The organism is Methylobacterium frigidaeris (assembly GCF_022179185.1).
GTDB lineage: Bacteria > Pseudomonadota > Alphaproteobacteria > Rhizobiales > Beijerinckiaceae > Methylobacterium > Methylobacterium frigidaeris.
Genome location: NZ_BPQJ01000047.1, coordinates 12,660 through 27,623 on the forward strand (window position 1 = coordinate 12,660; position 14,964 = coordinate 27,623).

At 72.1% G+C, this 14,964-nt stretch carries 20 protein-coding genes and 2 tRNA genes; 13 read left to right on the top strand and 9 right to left on the bottom strand.

What is annotated here, in order from left to right; all coding sequences use genetic code 11:
• The first annotated feature begins 142 nt into the window (after nt 1-142).
• A complete protein-coding gene (locus MFF64_RS29915; protein WP_238193126.1) occupies nt 143-565 on the top strand; it encodes a hypothetical protein in 423 nt (140 codons plus the stop codon).
• Between the two features lie 350 nt (nt 566-915).
• On the opposite strand, the gene MFF64_RS29920 is transcribed toward MFF64_RS29915, so the two are convergent.
• Entirely contained in the window at nt 916-1,116 is a 201-nt protein-coding gene (locus MFF64_RS29920; protein WP_238193127.1) for a hypothetical protein, read from the bottom strand.
• 263 nt (nt 1,117-1,379) lie between these two features.
• Between MFF64_RS29920 and MFF64_RS29925 the strand changes: the two genes are divergently transcribed.
• Nucleotides 1,380-1,676, top strand: a complete 297-nt coding sequence (locus MFF64_RS29925; protein WP_238193128.1) for a hypothetical protein — start codon at nt 1,380-1,382, stop codon at nt 1,674-1,676.
• Nucleotides 1,677-1,804: 128 nt separating this feature from the next.
• Here MFF64_RS29925 and MFF64_RS29930 read toward each other — a convergent pair whose 3' ends face one another.
• Complete coding sequence (locus MFF64_RS29930) at nt 1,805-2,371, bottom strand: hypothetical protein (RefSeq protein WP_238193129.1); 567 nt, start codon at nt 2,369-2,371, stop codon at nt 1,805-1,807.
• 41 nt (nt 2,372-2,412) lie between these two features.
• Nucleotides 2,413-3,309, bottom strand: coding sequence for a hypothetical protein (locus tag MFF64_RS29935; RefSeq protein ID WP_238193130.1), 897 nt, complete (start codon nt 3,307-3,309; stop codon nt 2,413-2,415).
• A gap of 276 nt (nt 3,310-3,585) precedes the next feature.
• On the opposite strand from MFF64_RS29935, the gene MFF64_RS29940 reads away from it, so the two are divergent.
• The 6 genes from MFF64_RS29940 to MFF64_RS29965 all read left to right on the top strand — a co-directional run bounded on the left by MFF64_RS29940 (nt 3,586) and on the right by MFF64_RS29965 (nt 6,569).
• A complete protein-coding gene (locus MFF64_RS29940; RefSeq protein WP_238193131.1) occupies nt 3,586-3,798 on the top strand; it encodes a transcriptional regulator in 213 nt (70 codons plus the stop codon).
• A complete protein-coding gene (locus MFF64_RS29945; protein WP_238193132.1) occupies nt 3,795-4,133 on the top strand; it encodes a hypothetical protein in 339 nt (112 codons plus the stop codon). The genes MFF64_RS29940 and MFF64_RS29945 overlap by 4 nt, the downstream gene beginning before the upstream one ends.
• Complete coding sequence (locus MFF64_RS29950) at nt 4,133-4,699, top strand: hypothetical protein (RefSeq protein WP_238193133.1); 567 nt, start codon at nt 4,133-4,135, stop codon at nt 4,697-4,699. The genes MFF64_RS29945 and MFF64_RS29950 overlap by 1 nt, the downstream gene beginning before the upstream one ends.
• A gap of 85 nt (nt 4,700-4,784) precedes the next feature.
• A complete protein-coding gene (locus MFF64_RS29955; protein WP_238193134.1) occupies nt 4,785-5,738 on the top strand; it encodes a hypothetical protein in 954 nt (317 codons plus the stop codon).
• A gap of 194 nt (nt 5,739-5,932) precedes the next feature.
• Nucleotides 5,933-6,241 (top strand): hypothetical protein, encoded by a 309-nt coding sequence (locus MFF64_RS29960; protein WP_238193135.1) that lies wholly within the window; start codon nt 5,933-5,935, stop codon nt 6,239-6,241.
• Nucleotides 6,234-6,569 carry a hypothetical protein gene (locus MFF64_RS29965; protein WP_099901038.1) on the top strand — a complete coding sequence of 112 codons (336 nt, stop codon included), beginning with the start codon at nt 6,234-6,236 and terminating at the stop codon, nt 6,567-6,569. The genes MFF64_RS29960 and MFF64_RS29965 overlap by 8 nt, the downstream gene beginning before the upstream one ends.
• Before the next feature lie 80 nt (nt 6,570-6,649).
• On the opposite strand, the gene MFF64_RS29970 is transcribed toward MFF64_RS29965, so the two are convergent.
• Nucleotides 6,650-7,468: an IS5 family transposase gene (locus MFF64_RS29970; RefSeq protein WP_099901036.1), complete on the bottom strand. Its 819-nt coding sequence runs from the start codon at nt 7,466-7,468 to the stop codon at nt 6,650-6,652.
• Between the two features lie 340 nt (nt 7,469-7,808).
• On the opposite strand from MFF64_RS29970, the gene MFF64_RS29975 reads away from it, so the two are divergent.
• Nucleotides 7,809-8,087, top strand: a complete 279-nt coding sequence (locus tag MFF64_RS29975) for a hypothetical protein (RefSeq protein WP_238193136.1) — start codon at nt 7,809-7,811, stop codon at nt 8,085-8,087.
• Here the strand turns inward: MFF64_RS29975 and MFF64_RS29980 are convergent.
• Nucleotides 8,084-8,656 carry a metallophosphoesterase gene (locus tag MFF64_RS29980; RefSeq protein ID WP_238193137.1) on the bottom strand — a complete coding sequence of 191 codons (573 nt, stop codon included), beginning with the start codon at nt 8,654-8,656 and terminating at the stop codon, nt 8,084-8,086. The genes MFF64_RS29975 and MFF64_RS29980 overlap by 4 nt on opposite strands.
• A 132-nt stretch (nt 8,657-8,788) precedes the next feature.
• On the bottom strand, nt 8,789-10,318 hold the full coding sequence (locus MFF64_RS29985) for a site-specific integrase (RefSeq protein WP_238193138.1): 1,530 nt from the start codon (nt 10,316-10,318) through the stop codon (nt 8,789-8,791).
• A 124-nt stretch (nt 10,319-10,442) separates the two neighbouring features.
• On the opposite strand from MFF64_RS29985, the gene MFF64_RS29990 reads away from it, so the two are divergent.
• Nucleotides 10,443-10,523 (top strand) — tRNA-Gly (locus MFF64_RS29990).
• Nucleotides 10,524-10,781: 258 nt separating this feature from the next.
• Entirely contained in the window at nt 10,782-11,075 is a 294-nt protein-coding gene (locus MFF64_RS29995; protein WP_099902252.1) for a hypothetical protein, read from the top strand.
• A 51-nt stretch (nt 11,076-11,126) separates the two neighbouring features.
• On the opposite strand, the gene MFF64_RS30000 is transcribed toward MFF64_RS29995, so the two are convergent.
• From MFF64_RS30000 to MFF64_RS30010, 3 genes are all read right to left on the bottom strand, one after another.
• Nucleotides 11,127-11,528, bottom strand: a complete 402-nt coding sequence (locus tag MFF64_RS30000; RefSeq protein ID WP_099902250.1) for a hypothetical protein — start codon at nt 11,526-11,528, stop codon at nt 11,127-11,129.
• Nucleotides 11,525-12,199, bottom strand: coding sequence for a hypothetical protein (locus tag MFF64_RS30005; RefSeq protein ID WP_238193139.1), 675 nt, complete (start codon nt 12,197-12,199; stop codon nt 11,525-11,527). The genes MFF64_RS30000 and MFF64_RS30005 overlap by 4 nt, the downstream gene beginning before the upstream one ends.
• Nucleotides 12,200-12,621: 422 nt before the next feature.
• Nucleotides 12,622-12,697: transfer RNA gene (locus MFF64_RS30010), tRNA-Phe, on the bottom strand.
• 162 nt (nt 12,698-12,859) lie between these two features.
• On the opposite strand from MFF64_RS30010, the gene MFF64_RS30015 reads away from it, so the two are divergent.
• Both MFF64_RS30015 and MFF64_RS30020 read left to right on the top strand, forming a co-directional pair.
• Nucleotides 12,860-13,360, top strand: a complete 501-nt coding sequence (locus tag MFF64_RS30015; protein WP_238193140.1) for a hypothetical protein — start codon at nt 12,860-12,862, stop codon at nt 13,358-13,360.
• Nucleotides 13,361-13,437: 77 nt separating this feature from the next.
• On the top strand, nt 13,438-14,955 hold the full coding sequence (locus tag MFF64_RS30020; RefSeq protein ID WP_238193141.1) for an AAA family ATPase: 1,518 nt from the start codon (nt 13,438-13,440) through the stop codon (nt 14,953-14,955).
• Nucleotides 14,956-14,964: the final 9 nt, after the last annotated feature.

Here is a 14,964-nt window from a genome sequence, read left to right on the forward strand (position 1 = left end):
GGGCGAGCTGGGCAGGCCTGGTGCGAGACGGGGTGCCAGGCGGTCGCCCTTTCCGTTTCCCGCCAGCCAGTCCCGGGCTTCCGGTCCGCCCTCAAAGCTGCCCGCGGGTTCCCAAGCCCCCCAATGGGAGCCGGGGAGGGAGATGGGGCTTGAGTCCTTGATCCCGCACAGCGCGACCATCTACGAGTTCGAGACCGGCCCCGTCACCAGCACCGTCGCGAACGGTTCGGGCGCCACGTACCGCACGGCCGTGATGACGTTCCTCACGACTCAACGCCTCGGGTTCATGCGCGTTAGGGTGAAGGAAGTTCGATACGTGAACCTCTACGAGAACGTTGAGCGCCGCGAGAGCGACGCGCTGCTATGGGACCGGGACGATGGGCCCTACGAGTGCACCTTCACCGACGGGACCCGGATTAACGCCCTGATCGGTACGACCGTCCTCTCGGACCGGCTGGCAACAGACGCTCGGGACCTGCAGGGGAATGCCAAGGGAGCGGCCGCCTGGTCCTCAGCCGGCGTCATACCCGGTGTCCTGGAGCAGACGTACCTGCTCGCGGTCTGACAGACCTACATCGACCGCTACACGCTCGCCGGCGCTACGTCGACTGCCGGCCCTGCCCGGCGGGCCTGACCCGCCCGCTCGGGTAGCAGGGCACGAGCACGCTCGGGAATTACTCCTGAGTGCACGCCCAGGTGGCCGAGGCCTCCACCACCGGCTCGGGCTACAGGTTCCACCTGGCGTGCGCCGATGCCCTGGGGCTCCCGAGCGCGACGGTCAGCGTAAACCAATTCACACTCGACGGGGGCGCGACCTGGCAGGCCTACACGCCTGGGAGAGCCGGGTCCGGGCCTGCCGCTGAACGGCTGGCCGTATCACTCCGCGTGGTCGGGCTACGTCTCCCTATTCCTGACCTAGCCGGCGAGGAAGGACGTCGACGACGCTCTCGGGCTCCGTGGCGTTCGGGTCGGCCTGTCGAGGTAGACCGGCAGGGCCTCCGTGACCTGATGCTGGGCGATCCTGGCCAGGTCGTCGGGCGCCCCGACGAGGGTCTGCCTGAGCTCCTCCGCCAGTCCCAGGTCGAGGTCCTCGACCTCGATGTCGATGCCCTGCATGCCGGCAGGATCGCCCGGAGCCGTGCAACCGGGAAGCCCGCGTCCGGAGGCGACTTTTTCGGTCGGCGATTTGCCCCCCCGTTACTCCTATGAATTGGGTCGGCAATCTTCAGGTTAGCAACGGAAATCTGAGCCCGGATTTGTCGCCGTCCGGCGCCTGTTTTCCACACCCGGCCAGGAGATCGTTGACCCTACGCACAGACCGTCGTTGCGCCCGGATTCTCGGTCTGAATCTATAGGCGGGAGAGATGACGGAGGCGGCGATGGCGGGACATGGAAGCGCGGTGTGCGGCGAAGTCGGTGCCGGCCTGTTCGGCGCGCTGCTGGCGGCCGACGGCGCCGCCCGGGCGGCACGGGAACAGGCTGCCTGGGCACGGGCTGACGCCGCGGCGGAGGACGCCGTGCACGCTCTCGGGCAGCGCCTGCTCCGCGCCCAGGCCCGCGAGCGCGAGCTCCTTCAGGAGATCGCCGCCCTCCGGGCAGAGGCCCAGGCACAGCGCTCCCGCGCCTGCCGCGCGGAGGGCCAGCTTCTCGGGCTCCGGCGCCGGTCTGCGGCCTGAGGAGGTCGCACGCAGGCCTCGCGCGGTAGCAGCGAGGCAGCACGGGGAAAGGGTCAACAGGTTTCGGATGAAAAAAGAGGGCCCGCCGGGATGGCCGGCGGGCCCCTTGTCTGTTCGGCGCGGTGGGCTCAGGCGAGGCGGCGGCGCTGGCGCTCGACGTGCTCGAACAGCGACCGCATGGCTGCGTCGGCCGGCTGGTCACCATGGGGCCACACGTAGACGGGCTCCTCGTCCTCGGACACATCCGCCGGGGCTGCGGACACATCCTGCCGGAGGGGCGGCAGGCTGGGGATCACCGCGCCGGCGGCGAGGGCCTCGGCCTGGGCCGGGAGCGTCGCGGCAAGGCGCTTCATCTCCGCGGGCGACAGGCTCCCTAGCCAGACCTGGAGCTCATCCGAGAGATCCGCGAGGTCGACGGCCGGGCCGCCCTGCGCGAGGTGGCGGGCATGGAGCACGAGCGTGACGCCCGTGGGGCTCGCGACCGGCACGCCGTCGACGGTGGCGAGGCGGGGCGGGGCCGGGGCGGTCGTTGCGGTCGCGTCAAGGTAGTCCGCGGCAGCCGCGGTCGCGGGCAGGACGGGATCCGGGCGGACGCCCGCCATGACGCGGAGGACCCAGCGGCCGCTCTCCCACACCATGACGGGGACGAGGAGGACGGCCCGGAGGGCGGCGGAGAGGGCGAGGAGGAGGCGCATGACAGGGTGATCCTTTCTGGCTCGGTGGCCGCCCTCCATCCTCACCCCGCGTCGGAAAGGGACAACGTGGCCTGGGCGGCCGGCAGCCGGAGCGCGAACAAGGCGAGGAAGATCCTGCCGGGCAACTGCTTCCGGTGCACGCGCAGGAGCCGCAGCGCGTGCGACGTCTGCTCGATGGTGAGCCGGTCGAGGCCGGCGAGGACGTGCCCGTCGCACGTCGTCGACCGGCTCCACCCCACGCCATTCTGGACCGACGCCCAGTCCTCGTCGTGTAGGGTGATGTGGCGGACGCCCTCCAGCGCGGCCGCCTGCACAGCGGGGTCGTCGGCGCGGCGCATCTCGGGCTCGTGCGCCTGAGACGTCCGCTTCTCCGAGCGGCCGACGTTCGTCGCGGCCTGATCGACGAGGAGGATGAGCCGGCCAGCGTGGGCCCGGTCGAGTTCGGGGCGGGCGAGGAGCTCCTGCGCCTCGTCGATCAGTGAGGTCTTGGCCCACGACCACCGCCGGCCCCTGAGCGACGCCCGGGCCGCCTCACGCGCGCCTTCGATGTAAGCCCGGTCCCGCTCGCGCTGCTCCGCCTCGCGCCGGGCGGCTTCCTCTCGGCGCTCCTCCTCGCGCCGCAGGGCCTCGGCCTCGCGGCGGGCGGCGCGGTCGGGCAGCGAATCGATCACGTCCCGGAGGACGCTGTGATCGAGATCGCGGCGCTCCCAGAACCCGACAGTCCCCATGCACTCCCACGCGAACCCGTATTCGCTCAGGTCGTCGTGGGCGAGCGACCACGCCTCCTCGAACTCGGGCGTCCCGGGCGCTTTCGCGAGCTGACGCTCCCCGCGGCGCGTGACGACGATTTTCGGCCTGCTCCACTGCAGCCCCCAGACGGCAGGCGGTCCGCGATACCCCGGCACCACCTCGACCTCCCTTTCGACACTCTCGGGCATGTGCTCCTCCGCTGCTCGGCTGACCTGCCACGAGTATAGGGTCCGGACACCCGCCATCCAAGCATGTATTCCCCCAACGATTTCCCCAACAGGGGTGGGGAAAATCCGTTGGTTAAATCGTATCGCCCTGTTGGGGAAATGGTGAAGGGGGCGGCGAGACCTTCTAGTTTTGAACGGTGTTCGAAGGATTGTTTGGTGGGAGCGGTAAAAAGGCTCTGGAATTTTTGGGGGCCCCGCCCCACCATTTCACATCAGCCGATTTGCGGAGGAGATGAGGTGGTGGAGCTGACGCGAGACGAGGTTCTGGGCCTGCTGAGGCGCCAGGTGTCTGAGAATGGCTCGCAGCAGGCGTACGCCTCCTCTGTCGGCCTTTCCCCGCAGTACGTCGCTGACGTCCTGCACGGCCGCCGCGCGCCGGGCCCCGTGATCCTGGCCGCGCTCGGCGTCCGGCGCGTCGAGCGATTCGTGGCTGCGGAGGTCCGGTCGTGACGGCGCGGGTGTGCCGCGTCCCGCGGGCCCGCTGCGAGCGCTACGTCGCCGAAGGTCTGACCGCCGCCCAGATCGGACGCCTGGAAGGCTGGACCGAGACGACGATCCTGAAGCACCTGCGCGGGCTGGGGATCGCGCCGGCCTCGCGTGCCCGCGTCACGCTCGACGACGTCCTCTCCGTTATCGAGGGGCGCGAGACAGTCCGGGACGTCTGCGGTCGCCTGGGCGTCACCCGCGCGGCCGTCCACGTCTGTGCCGCCCGCGCCGGGATCCGCATCGGCCCCTGCAGGCCCCAGTGGGGGCTCCAGCTCGACATGTTCCGGAGTGCTGCCTGATGACCACGCACCCCCTCCTTGCCGGTCTCGAAGGGCTCACTGGCAGTGAGCTTGCTGCGCGGTTCGCCGAGGCGCGCCATGCCGCCCATGCCGCTGGGGCCGAGGCCGAGGCCGACGCCGCGACGCGTGCCCTGCACACGGCGATGCGCCACGCCATCGCGGCGATGGTGCGGGGCATCGAGGCGCGGGCAGCGACCCCGCCCGCGCCCACGAACCCGGTGCCGCCGCCGACGCCGCTGCCCCGCATGGCGATCCCGCCCCGCGTCCCGCCGCGGCCGTCCACGGCCCCGCCGGCTCCGACCACCCCGGCCCCCGCTAGCCGGCTCGGTGCCCTGAAGCGGCCGACGGCGGAGGCGCCGGAGCAGCCGGAGCCTGCCGCCGCGGCCCCGGCGCCGCGCCGGCAGCCGCCCCCGCCGCCGGTGTCCCGGAAGGCGCCGATTGACGGGCTGTCGCCGGAGGGCCGGGCGGCGACGCGGACAGCCCTGGCTCGGGGCAGTCGCGGGATGCACGGCCCCCACCGGCCGCCGCCGCCGATCGACCCGGAGGACGCGAACATCCCGTGGTGACCCCGCCCCGCAGGGCTCGGTCCCCCAAGCTCCTCGCGCTCGCGGCCAGGCCACGGCCGCATATCCAACGACAGGAATCGGACCCGTGACGGATATGAAGATCGGCAACATCCAGGTGCTCACCCGCAACGGCGAGCGCCTCATCCAGGCCATCGCCCAGGGCTCCTGGGCCCAGCTCACCCCCAGTGAGTTCCGCTCCTACAAGAAGTCCCTCTCGGATTGGAACGAGGGGGATGTGGTTCTGCCCAGCAGCCCCTATCACCACGCGCTGGAGATGATCGAAGCCGGCGAGACCTCGGCGGCTGCCGTGGCCACGGCCCTGTCGGGAGACGGCGCGAACGGCGCGGCAGGCAACGTCTGGCACCTCTTCGACGTCGCGCAGGCGACCCGACAGGCGGAGCGGACCCTGCAGGCGGGCGACGTGATCCCGGTGCCCCGGGGCACGAAGATCGCCTCGGACGAGCCGACGGCCAATCGCGACGCGGTCTACGACTACACCCGCGACCCCCGCCTGCAGGAGCCGCTCGCCGTCGCTGAGGAGGACGACCGCTCCGAGCCCGAGGGCACGCCCATCGGGGCGGCCATCCGGTGGGGCGTCGACGATCCCGAGGCCGATCGCATTGAGCCCGACGACGTCCTGCAGGATGAGGACACGGGCTCGATCAGCGTCACGGCCGACGGGCTCGCCCACGTCGCGGGCATCGGCTTTAGGACCGCCCGGCAGTGGCTCAAGCGGTCGGGGCTGCAGGGGCCGATCTACGATCTCGCCGACATTGAACGGTGGCTGATCGCCCAGCAGGCCGCGGTCGCCAAGTTGAGCCGCCTGCCCAAGGGCGAGGTCCGGGACGCCCTGCTGAGCATCCGTGGCTGGCGCAAGGCTCTCGCCGCCAGCCGGGCGACGAGGAAGGCGGTCAACTGCCTCGCCGAGGCGCAGGCGCGCTACGGCCTGATGAAGGCCATCGCCCAGGCGCGCGACGCCCTCGCAGAGGACGAGCTCGACGCTCTCCTCGCGCAGGCGCTCCGGGGGCGCGCCGCCTGATGCCCGCGCCACAGCAGCCCGCCCCGGCGGCCGCTCCCGATCTCGCCCCGGCCGAGGCGGCTGCCGTCCGCCGGGTCGCATGCGCGGCCGTGCAGGAATCCCCGCTCGCCGATCCCCGGACGCTGCCGCCCCTTGGGGCGGAACTCCGCGAGCTCGCGAAAAAATCGAGACCATGCACCTTGAGGATGAGCGCCATGGCTAGCGCCGGCACTGTGTGGATGAAGAACGGCTACCTGAAAGGCGAGCTCGACCCCGCGACCGATTTTCCGGTCCCGGGCGCCATCGAGCCGGGGATCTACTGGGTGGACAGGGAGACCTACCGGGCGTTCAGCCTCGATCCCCGCATCAGCCGGATCCGGGAGGAGCGGCTCACGGCCGGGGACACGCTCGGCTACTCGTTCGAGGCCGCCGGCGCGACGGTGAGGATCGCCACCGCGGAGCAGCGGGCCTGGTTCGAGCGCATGGAGGCCGAGGGGCGCGCGAAGGAGCTGCCCGATGCCTAGGACGTCGCTGATCACAATTCGCGTCCGCGAGGCTGTCCTCGACGCCTGGGCGGCGGGCCAGCAGTCGCCCGAGATCGCGCGGGCGGTCGGGCTGCCGGCGAAGAGGGTCCACTCGGTCGTCGTCACGGCGAGGGGGCAGGGCGACCCGAGGGCGGGGCTCCGCAACCCGGGCGCAGCGTGGAGGCCGGAGCCCATCCAATACGCCTCCTCGAAGGCTTACCTCGACGCCGCTCTGAAGCGCGTGCGCGAGCGGCAGGCGGTCTGGGAGCGGTCCGAGATGGGCAGGCGCATGGCGGCCATCGCCGTGCCGCCGGCTGACGATGTGTGAAGAATGTCCGTGGTATTTGACATAAATGCCTGACCAATACTTCAGGCGGACCTGGTATCCAGGCGCTCTTAGACCCCGTTTCATAAGGCTCGTGCGAGACGCCTGACGAGAACCATGGCGGCTGCGAGCACGAAGAAGGCGAGCGCGGAGGAGACGGTGGCCTCGTGATCGCGCGCCAGCCTGCGGCAGCGGCTGATCCAGCCCAGGGTGCGCTCGATTACCCAGCGTCTTGGCTGCACCGCAAAACCTGTCTGCCCGTCCTCGGGCTCGACGATCTCGACGGTGATGGTGGTGGACGTGCCGACCCGCTCTCCCCGATAGGCGCGATCGGCAAAGCAGTGGGCGAGGAACGGCCAGAGTTGGCGCGAGGCCCGCAGGAGCGCGACACCACCGTGGCTGTCATGCAAGTCGGCGGGCGAGACCGCGGCCATCAGCAGGCGGCCGTCGGTGTCGGTCAGCGCATGGCGCTTGCGGCCGACGACGCGCTTGGCGGCATCGTAGCCGCGCACGCCCTTGACCCCGACGCCACCCGAGCGCGCGGCCTGCGCATCCAGGATCGCCCCCGTCGGTCCGGCCTCGCGCCCGACCCGCTCGCGATCAGCCAGGGTTAGGGCATGGGCCAGCCGCTCAAACACGCCGGCCTCGGCCCAGCGCAGGAACCAGCGGTACACCGTTCCCCAGGGTGGGAAGTCGAGCGGCAGGTGGCGCCAGGCGCAGCCGGTGCGCAGGACGTAGAGGATGCCGTCGAGGACGGCGCGCTGCGACCAGAGCCACGGGCGGCCAGTCCGGGCCGGGGCGGGCAGCAGCGGCGCGAGCACGGCCCATTCGGCGTCGCTCAGGCAGGTCGCATACGGCAGGGTTTCGCGCACAAGCTCGGCACGGGCGGCGGGCGTCCACATCGGGTCTCTCGGGTGAGCGTCAGACACTCCCCCAACACCCGCGACGCCTGCCGCTCACCCAATGCCCAAGCTTGCACACTCGTTCTGAAACGGGGTCTTAGAAAAGAGGTCTGTCGTGCGGGTGTTCGAATTCACGTTTGTCGTGCCGTTTGATCCCCATCTCACGATGGGTGGATACAGCGAGGTCTTGGGTACGTCGCGGGTGCTAATCGACCCGGTGGGTGATCCGTGGGGTCATCCTCTGTATCGAAAGAGTAAGCTCGCGGAGGATATTAGGGAGCACCGACGCCCTAGAGTCGGGATGACAGTGCACAAGTTGGACGGGACCGACTTGGGCTTGATGATCAGGCTCGATCCCGATCCGACAGACAGGTATCACCAGCCGTATCGCTGCTGTCGGCGCCTCGCGGCGGCGCAGTGGGAGCACGCTACCGAGCGGTATACGGCCACTCGGCCCTGGGTCATCGTGAGCGTGAATCTCACCGTGATGCGTGGTGCCGCGACGCGCGGGGAAGCGCTGCGGAACGCGTTCATACAGTTCCCCGACCCAACGGCGAAGCATGATCCCGGCGCCCAGCCCGAGGGCGAGGACGCCGCCGTGCTGGACGACCTGCGCTAGGCCTGGGCTTCGTCGCTGCCCGCCAGCTCCTCGGGCCACACGTCCGAGAGAGCCATCGCGTCAAGGATCTCTGGCAGGGCGACCGGCCGGAAATCCCAGCAATCCACCCCGACGTCGCAGGACCGGCGCGTCCCGGGCAGGCTCCCGTGCGTGTGGCCGTAGAGGTGCAGCGCGCCGTGATGGATCCTGTTCCAGGCGCGCATCGGGTAGTGACAGAGCGTGACGTCATACCGGCGCCCCCCTGCGTCGACGGCCACCCGGCGCAGGTCCGCCGGCTTCGAGGACCACGGCAGCCGCACGGTCCGTGCCGGGTCGTGGTTGCCCACGATCAAGTGCTTCCTGCCGCGCAGGCGGCGGAACACCCGTTCCAGGCCCTCGCTGTCCAGCCCGAGGGCGAAATCCCCGAGCACGTAGACGTCGTCGCTGGCGCTCCGGACGGTCGCGTTCCAGCGGGAGATGATCGCCTCGTCGTGCTCCTCGACGGAAGCGAACGGGCGGGGGCGGGCGACGTCGGCTCTCAAGAGGTGGCCGTGGTTCAGGTGCAAGTCCGCGGTGAAAAAAACCGGCATGGCAGACTCCTGCGAGGGAGGCTGCGCGCGCGGCGTCACGCCTCCGGGGAAAGGGGGGAGAGGGGCGGGGCGGGGACGGGTTTTCGGAGCATCGAGGCCTCCGGCAAGAATCTGGACGGTAGCATGAAGACGTTACCGCTTCCCTGGCCGGGACGCGGCGCGGTCGAGAGAGGCGACCTCGCGCTCGTAGGCGGCGATGACGGCCGTGACCCACGCCTCCATCCCGCGGGCCTTCAGTTCGAGGCGCTGGGCCTTCGCGTAGACGCGTCGGGTCACGTCCTCCAGGCGGGCATGCTCGTCGTCCCGCTTGCCGGTCTTGTGGGCCAGGATCGCGCTGGCGGCGCCCCCGAGGTCCTCGTCGTCCAAGAAGGTTCCCAGCGAGCGCCTGGCGTCGTGCGGCACCCATGATCGGATGCCATGCTTCTCGAACAGGTTCGTCCGGGGCGTCGGCGCCCGGGGCGTCTTCCCCGGCTTCGGGGCGCGGCTGGGCTTGCTCCTGCCTTGGAGGCGGTCGAGCAGCCCCGCGATGCCTTCGCTCGTGACGTGCCGGCCGTCGACGCGGGACGGGAAGAGATATGGGCTATCCGTTTCCGGGTCCTCGAACCGCGCGAGGATCTCGATGGCGGCCGGGGGGATCGGGAGCGCGTGGGGGCGGCCGCCCGACCTGCCGCCCTTCATGTCGCTGCCGCTCCACGTCCAGACCTGCCAGCTTGGCCGGCCCTCCATGGGGATGATCCGGTCGAGCCGCGTGCCCCCGAGGGGCCCCGTGCGCTGCGCCGTCAGGACCGTCGCCCACAGGGCGGCGAGCGTCCCGGGCGTAGTCTCCTGCCCCGTCGTGCCAAGCACGCGATGCCGCTCCGCCAGCGCCAGGGTGCGCCCGAGCTCGGCCAGCGTCGGCACGTGATCCCGCGTGCCCGAGCTGTACTCGATGTCAAAGCTCTCCCACCAGGCCACGGCGCCCAGCCGGCTCTGGCGCCGCTTGTACCTCCACGCCCAGTCTAGGGCTGCCTTGCTCTGGTGCACGGCCCTCGCCACGGAGGAGATCGCCACCTCGTCGGCGATGGCGTCCCGCACCCGCTCCAGGTCCTCGACGCGCAGGGTTTCGAGCCGCTCGTTCTCGATGCTCCCGTATCCCCGGTAGCGCAGGTGCCGCTCGAACTGAGGAGCCCAGCTCGACTTCTTCCGCGGGAGCTGCGCGGCGAGGAATTCGTGGACGAGGTCGGCCCACGTCCACGGTCCGTGCTTCCGGCGATGCTCGGCCGACGGAGGCTCGTGGACTTCCACGGGGAACGCGGCGTCCGCCGCAGCGTCTACGTCGCCAGTCTGCTGCAGCGCCTGCCCGAACAGGGCGAGGTCCTCGTCCGGGCGGCGACCGTCCTTTAGCGCCAATCGCGACCGGAGCGCCGCCTCGCGGGCGGCCGCCACCGGCAGGGCGTCCATGTCGCCCAAGCGAACGGTCGAGCGTTCCGTCTTCAGGAACCAGCCGGCGCTCAGGGGCGTCACGCGCAGGATCAGGCCCGGGCAGCCGACGTCCGCGAACTCCAGGCCGCGGCCCTCGACCTTGCCGGAGGCGATCAAGGCGGTCGCCTTGCGGGTGTGATCGGCCGTGATCCGCACCCTCTCCCGGAGGTAGGTGCCCCGTGACTTTCGCGCCTTCGCCATGCCCCATCCTTCAGCCGTGGATACCAGGGTGGATACCAGCCGGCCTGGATGGCGCTGGCAAGGGGGCGATGTACGGAGGGGTGGTCTAAGTCACTGGATATGCTATGCCAGGGTAAATGAAACGGCGGGCCGGCTCCCGCGAATTTGTTGTTCGGTCAGCTTCCCAAGCTGAATGTCGTCGGTTCGATCCCGATCGCCCGCTCCATACTTCTCAGGCACTTAGAGTCGGCCGCTTGTATCGCCAGGGCGCCTGATACAAGCCTGATACAAGCCGCGCGTCCCGCCGCCCCCTCGTCCGCCCCGGCTCTGTGCGAAAACCGCACACACCCCGGCCTTGCCGCCGGCGGGCGCGAGGGGCATCATCCCTGTCATAGGAGATCGGCCCCGGCCGGTCGGCCTCCCGCATCCCCTTGATGGCTCCCCGTCATCGCCCCGGCGCCGCGCGCCGGGCTGGAGCCCCGTCATGCAGACCGTCGACATCGCCGCCATCGAGGCCCTCGTCCGGGAGGCGCTGCCCCGCGCCACCGAGGAGGAGGTCGCCGCCATCGTCGCCCTGTGCGAGGGCCGCGCCCTGCACCGCGACAACGCCGACCTGCTGCGCCCCTTCCACCCGCGCGACCGCGAGCGCACCCGCGTCGGGCGCGTCGAGACCCTGGTCGGGTGCCTGGTCACGGGGCAGAGGAACGGCTGGTACGGCAACGCCATCCGCCCGGACCACCGCCGTTTCATCGAGGGCGCGGCCGCCCGCGCGGCCTGATCGGCCGGCCATTCACACGCTCGGATGAATCCTCCGGCCTCCGGGGGAATTTCACCCGAGCGTGTGAATCCCCTCGGGGTCTGGCGCCACTCCCACAGCACGGGCCCCAGGTGGAGCCGCCTCAGGGCGGTCCTGGCCTGCCGGACGCGGCCGCGGTTCCGGCGCCGGGCCCGGCGGGGACAGGGGCTTCCATAGCGCGGGGCGGGCAGCCTTCCGGGCCTCGCCGTCGAGGTGGGCGTCGACGAGGCGGCGCCAGAGCGGGTCGAGGTAGTCCCGCTCCAGGGCTACGCGCCACGCCGCCCGCTCGCGCTCGTGCCGGGCGAGATCCACCTTGAGGAGCTCGTAGGCCTCCGAGGTCTCTCGCCAGTCCCCGGTCATGTCCTCGTAGGCCTGGTCGGCCAGGCTCGCGATGTGGTCGAGGCAGTGGCGGACGTAGGTCTCGTGGTCGGTCATCGCATCCTCACGAGCTGCGGGCGGTAGTCCGCCGCCAGCGCCGCCAGGTGGTCGCGCCAGGCCTGGGCCACGACGCTCCCCGGCTCCGCGCCGTAGCGGGCCTCGACGTCCTCCCGCAGGCTGGAGGCGTGCGGGGGGAGGATGCCCCGCCTCGGGCCGACGAACTCCTCGACGGCCCGGCGCAGGGCCGCGGCCCGGGGGGCCACGACCTGGTCGAACGCCGCGTGCTCGCCGGCGAACAGGGCGGCCGCCATGACCGCCCTCCGGTAGGCGTGCTCGGCCTGCCGGTCGGGGATGAGGTAGGGGCGGCCGGGCGTGACCGCCGGCGCCGGCGAGGGGTCCGGCGTGAGCACGACCCCTCGCAGCATGGCGAGGCCCTCCGCGTGCCCGAGCAGCAGGGCGGCCGCCTGGGCGACAGCGTTCCGGGCCTCTTGGACCATCTGGAGCGGGCTCTTCTCGGCCATGGAAGGTCCCGCCGGCGGAAGATCGGCGGCGCGACCTGGCGTCGGGTCCGCGGCCCGCGGCTCCTCGGCGAGCAGGCGGTCGACGCCGTTGAGCCAGGCACAGTCGAGGGCCTGCGCACGCGACCTGCACTCGACCTCCCCGAGGTGTCGGTTCGGGGCGCTGCCGCACCAGGTGCAGTAGGCGTGCGGGTTCTCGTCGGTCGCCATGGCTCAGCGCTCCTGCACGATGGCCAGGGCCTCGTGCATCCGCCGGAGGAAGTCCTCGTCTGCGAAGACGGCGCGCCCCTGCCGCTGGGATTGCCAGTCCGGGCCCGAGGCGCGGAAGCCGTAGCGGGTAGGCCTCGCGCAGCAGCTCCTGCAGCGCCTCGCCCCGCAGGAACCCGGCGTCGCGCAGGACCTGTAGGGCCACCGCCGGGTCGGGGTGGGCCGCCCTGAGGATGAAGTCGACCGCCTGCTCGTCCGTCATGGCCCGGAGCGCCTCGATGCGCGCCTCCTCGGCCCGGGCCCGCTCGGCCCGCAGGCCGGAGACCACCCGCGCGAAGGTCTCGGCCTCCTCCGGTTGCAGGGCGGCCACGCGCGCCGCCAGGTCCTCGATGTCCATCTCGGTCACGCCGGTCCCCCCGGATGTCTGGTGCCCCGGGCACGAGTCGAACGTGCCTCTCCCGATTTTCAGTCGGGCGCTGTCACCGGGTCAGCTGCCGGGGCTCGCGGGAGATCGAAGCACCCCTCGCGGATTCGTCCACGCCGGCTGCCGGCCCTGCTTTACGGGTGGCGGCCGCCGCCACGCGGCTTGACCGCGCCGGGCCGGGCCGGGCACGACGGGGCGCGGGTGATGGCGCCGGGCCGTCCCCCGCCTGGAGACCGTCCATGACGCCCGCTGTCCGCCTGGAACTCGTCGCCACTTGGGAGCCCGAAGACGGCGACCTGCGCCTTGGGCGGGCGTGGCTGGACGGGCGCGAGGGCGACCTCGTCTACGTCGGGCGCGAACCGTACCTGGAGGGTCCGGACGGCCGCATCCCCATCCCGCGTGAGGCCTACGGCGCCGCCCTGGTCGAGGCCCTCGACGCGCTGGCCGGGGAGGTCTGGGGGGACGACTGGTCGTCCGCCGTCGCCGAGCTGACCGGCATCAACCGCCGCAGCACCGCCCGCGACCGCGTCCGAAAACACGGATTGCCGCCCTTCGCGCTCGCCGCCGTCGTCCGGATCGCGCAGCGCCCCGATGCTCGGGAGTTCGCCGCCGTCGTCCGGGCGACGGCCCGGTATCTCGACGTCCATCGCTACGTGGCAGCGCCCGCCATTTTCGATGGGGCCACACGGGCCCTCGTACAGCTCCGCGGCCTGCGCGTCATCAATCCCGAGCATCGTTAACCGGATCGCAACACCTCTCGCGTAGGCCGGGTGGCTGCCCCGCTGGCATAGGCCGGCACGGGCGATGGAGACTGTCCATGACCGACGACGATGCCGCCCGCCGGTGGCGCGCGGACGCGATCACGCGCGACGCATTTCAAGAACCCGCCCGTACGGCCGAGGAGATCCTCAGCGAGGCCACCCTGTTCGCCGACGACGCGGGCCAGGACCTCGCCCTGCTCCTCGGGATCCTCCTCTCAGAGGGCCTCATCCCGTCCCGCGCCCGCCCGGCGGCCGAGCGGGCGAACCGCGACCCGTCCGTCGGCAATGCCGTCGCCCTGGCCGTTGCCCTGGAGCGCGCCGCCGCGGCCGCCCGAGACCCGCACGAGGCCGTCCGCGTGCAGGGACTGGCCGACCGGGTGCGCGTCTCCGCGGCGCTGCTCGGCGACGCCGTCTCGTGCCTTCACGCCGAGCACCGCGCCGGCCGCCTCGCCCGAGCCTCCTGGGACAGCCCCGACCACGCCCGGGCCCTGTACATCGGGCAGGTGGAGTTCGCCCTGCGGGCAGAGCGCGGCCCCCGGATCTCGCACCCGCGCGCCAAGGTCAGAGCCCTCGCTGCGGAGGAGTCTCGTGCGGCGGCCGCCCTCGTTCTGCGCTCGCTGGCCAGCCCCGTCCGGGACGACACGGGCATGGACCCGCGCGACGAGGACTACGAGGGCCCGTGGGCGGACGACGCCGACGGCCGCGAGCGCCGGACGGTCCTCGCCGGGATCGGGCAGCAGAGCACGGGGTCTGCCGTCAAGGAAGCCAAGGCGATGCTCGGCCGGATCGCCGGCCGCGCCATCCCGCTGGTCGCCTCGCCGGCGGACCTGCTCGCCATCGAGGCCGAGCTCGTCGCGGAGGCGCCCCACCTCGCCGCCCTGATCCGGGAGGCGCTGCGGGTCCTGACGCGGCGCCGGTCCGTGGGCGGTCCGCCCCTGGTCGCGGTGGGGCCGCCTGGCTCGGGCAAGAGCCGTGCGATGCGCCGGGTGGCCGAGGCCCTGGGCCTCCCGGTGACGGCGTTCAACGCGGACGCCAGCACCGACTCCTCGTTCTGCGGCACGCCGCGGCGCTGGAGCAGCGCGGAGCCGGCGGTCCCGACCGCCGCGATGGCGGCCTCGGGGCTGGCGAACCCCGCGATCCTCGTCGACGAGCTCGACAAGGCGGGCGGGGCCACGCACGGCGTCGGGGGCCAGCTGTACGACGGCCTGCACGGGCTGTGGTCGCCGGAGACGTCGGCGCGCTGGCGGGATCCGGTCGCGCAGGCGGACGTGGACCTGTCCTGCGTCCTCTACCTGTGCACGGCGAACGGTCTGGCCGGGATCCCGCGGTCCCTCCTCGACCGGGCCCGCGTGCTGCAGGCGCCGCTGCCGGGGCCGGAGCACCTCGCGGCGCTCGCCCCGCGGGTCGCCGCCGAGGTCGCGGCTAGGCTCGGCCTGCACCCGGCGGAGGCGATCCTGGACCGGGATGAGGCCGCCGTCCTGGAGCGGCACTGGGCCGGGGGGAGCCTGCGGCGCCTGCAGCGCCTCGTCGAGACCGTGCTGGCCGCGCGCGACGCGCTCGCGCCGCGCCACTGAGGGAGGGGA

Excerpts from the sequence above, each read along its gene's own strand:
- MFF64_RS29915 (WP_238193126.1), top strand. The coding sequence starts at position 143 with ATGGGGCTTGAGTCCTTGATCCCGCACAGCGCGACCATCTACGAGTTC.
- MFF64_RS29920 (WP_238193127.1), bottom strand. The coding sequence starts at position 1,116 with ATGCAGGGCATCGACATCGAGGTCGAGGACCTCGACCTGGGACTGGCG.
- MFF64_RS29925 (WP_238193128.1), top strand. The coding sequence starts at position 1,380 with ATGGCGGGACATGGAAGCGCGGTGTGCGGCGAAGTCGGTGCCGGCCTG.
- MFF64_RS29930 (WP_238193129.1), bottom strand. The coding sequence starts at position 2,371 with ATGCGCCTCCTCCTCGCCCTCTCCGCCGCCCTCCGGGCCGTCCTCCTC.
- MFF64_RS29935 (WP_238193130.1), bottom strand. The coding sequence starts at position 3,309 with ATGCCCGAGAGTGTCGAAAGGGAGGTCGAGGTGGTGCCGGGGTATCGC.
- MFF64_RS29950 (WP_238193133.1), top strand. The coding sequence starts at position 4,133 with ATGACCACGCACCCCCTCCTTGCCGGTCTCGAAGGGCTCACTGGCAGT.
- MFF64_RS29960 (WP_238193135.1), top strand. The coding sequence starts at position 5,933 with ATGGCTAGCGCCGGCACTGTGTGGATGAAGAACGGCTACCTGAAAGGC.
- MFF64_RS29965 (WP_099901038.1), top strand. The coding sequence starts at position 6,234 with ATGCCTAGGACGTCGCTGATCACAATTCGCGTCCGCGAGGCTGTCCTC.
- MFF64_RS29970 (WP_099901036.1), bottom strand. The coding sequence starts at position 7,468 with ATGTGGACGCCCGCCGCCCGTGCCGAGCTTGTGCGCGAAACCCTGCCG.
- MFF64_RS29975 (WP_238193136.1), top strand. The coding sequence starts at position 7,809 with ATGATCAGGCTCGATCCCGATCCGACAGACAGGTATCACCAGCCGTAT.
- MFF64_RS29980 (WP_238193137.1), bottom strand. The coding sequence starts at position 8,656 with ATGCCGGTTTTTTTCACCGCGGACTTGCACCTGAACCACGGCCACCTC.
- MFF64_RS29985 (WP_238193138.1), bottom strand. The coding sequence starts at position 10,318 with ATGGCGAAGGCGCGAAAGTCACGGGGCACCTACCTCCGGGAGAGGGTG.
- MFF64_RS29995 (WP_099902252.1), top strand. The coding sequence starts at position 10,782 with ATGCAGACCGTCGACATCGCCGCCATCGAGGCCCTCGTCCGGGAGGCG.
- MFF64_RS30000 (WP_099902250.1), bottom strand. The coding sequence starts at position 11,528 with ATGACCGACCACGAGACCTACGTCCGCCACTGCCTCGACCACATCGCG.
- MFF64_RS30005 (WP_238193139.1), bottom strand. The coding sequence starts at position 12,199 with ATGGCGACCGACGAGAACCCGCACGCCTACTGCACCTGGTGCGGCAGC.
- MFF64_RS30015 (WP_238193140.1), top strand. The coding sequence starts at position 12,860 with ATGACGCCCGCTGTCCGCCTGGAACTCGTCGCCACTTGGGAGCCCGAA.
- MFF64_RS30020 (WP_238193141.1), top strand. The coding sequence starts at position 13,438 with ATGACCGACGACGATGCCGCCCGCCGGTGGCGCGCGGACGCGATCACG.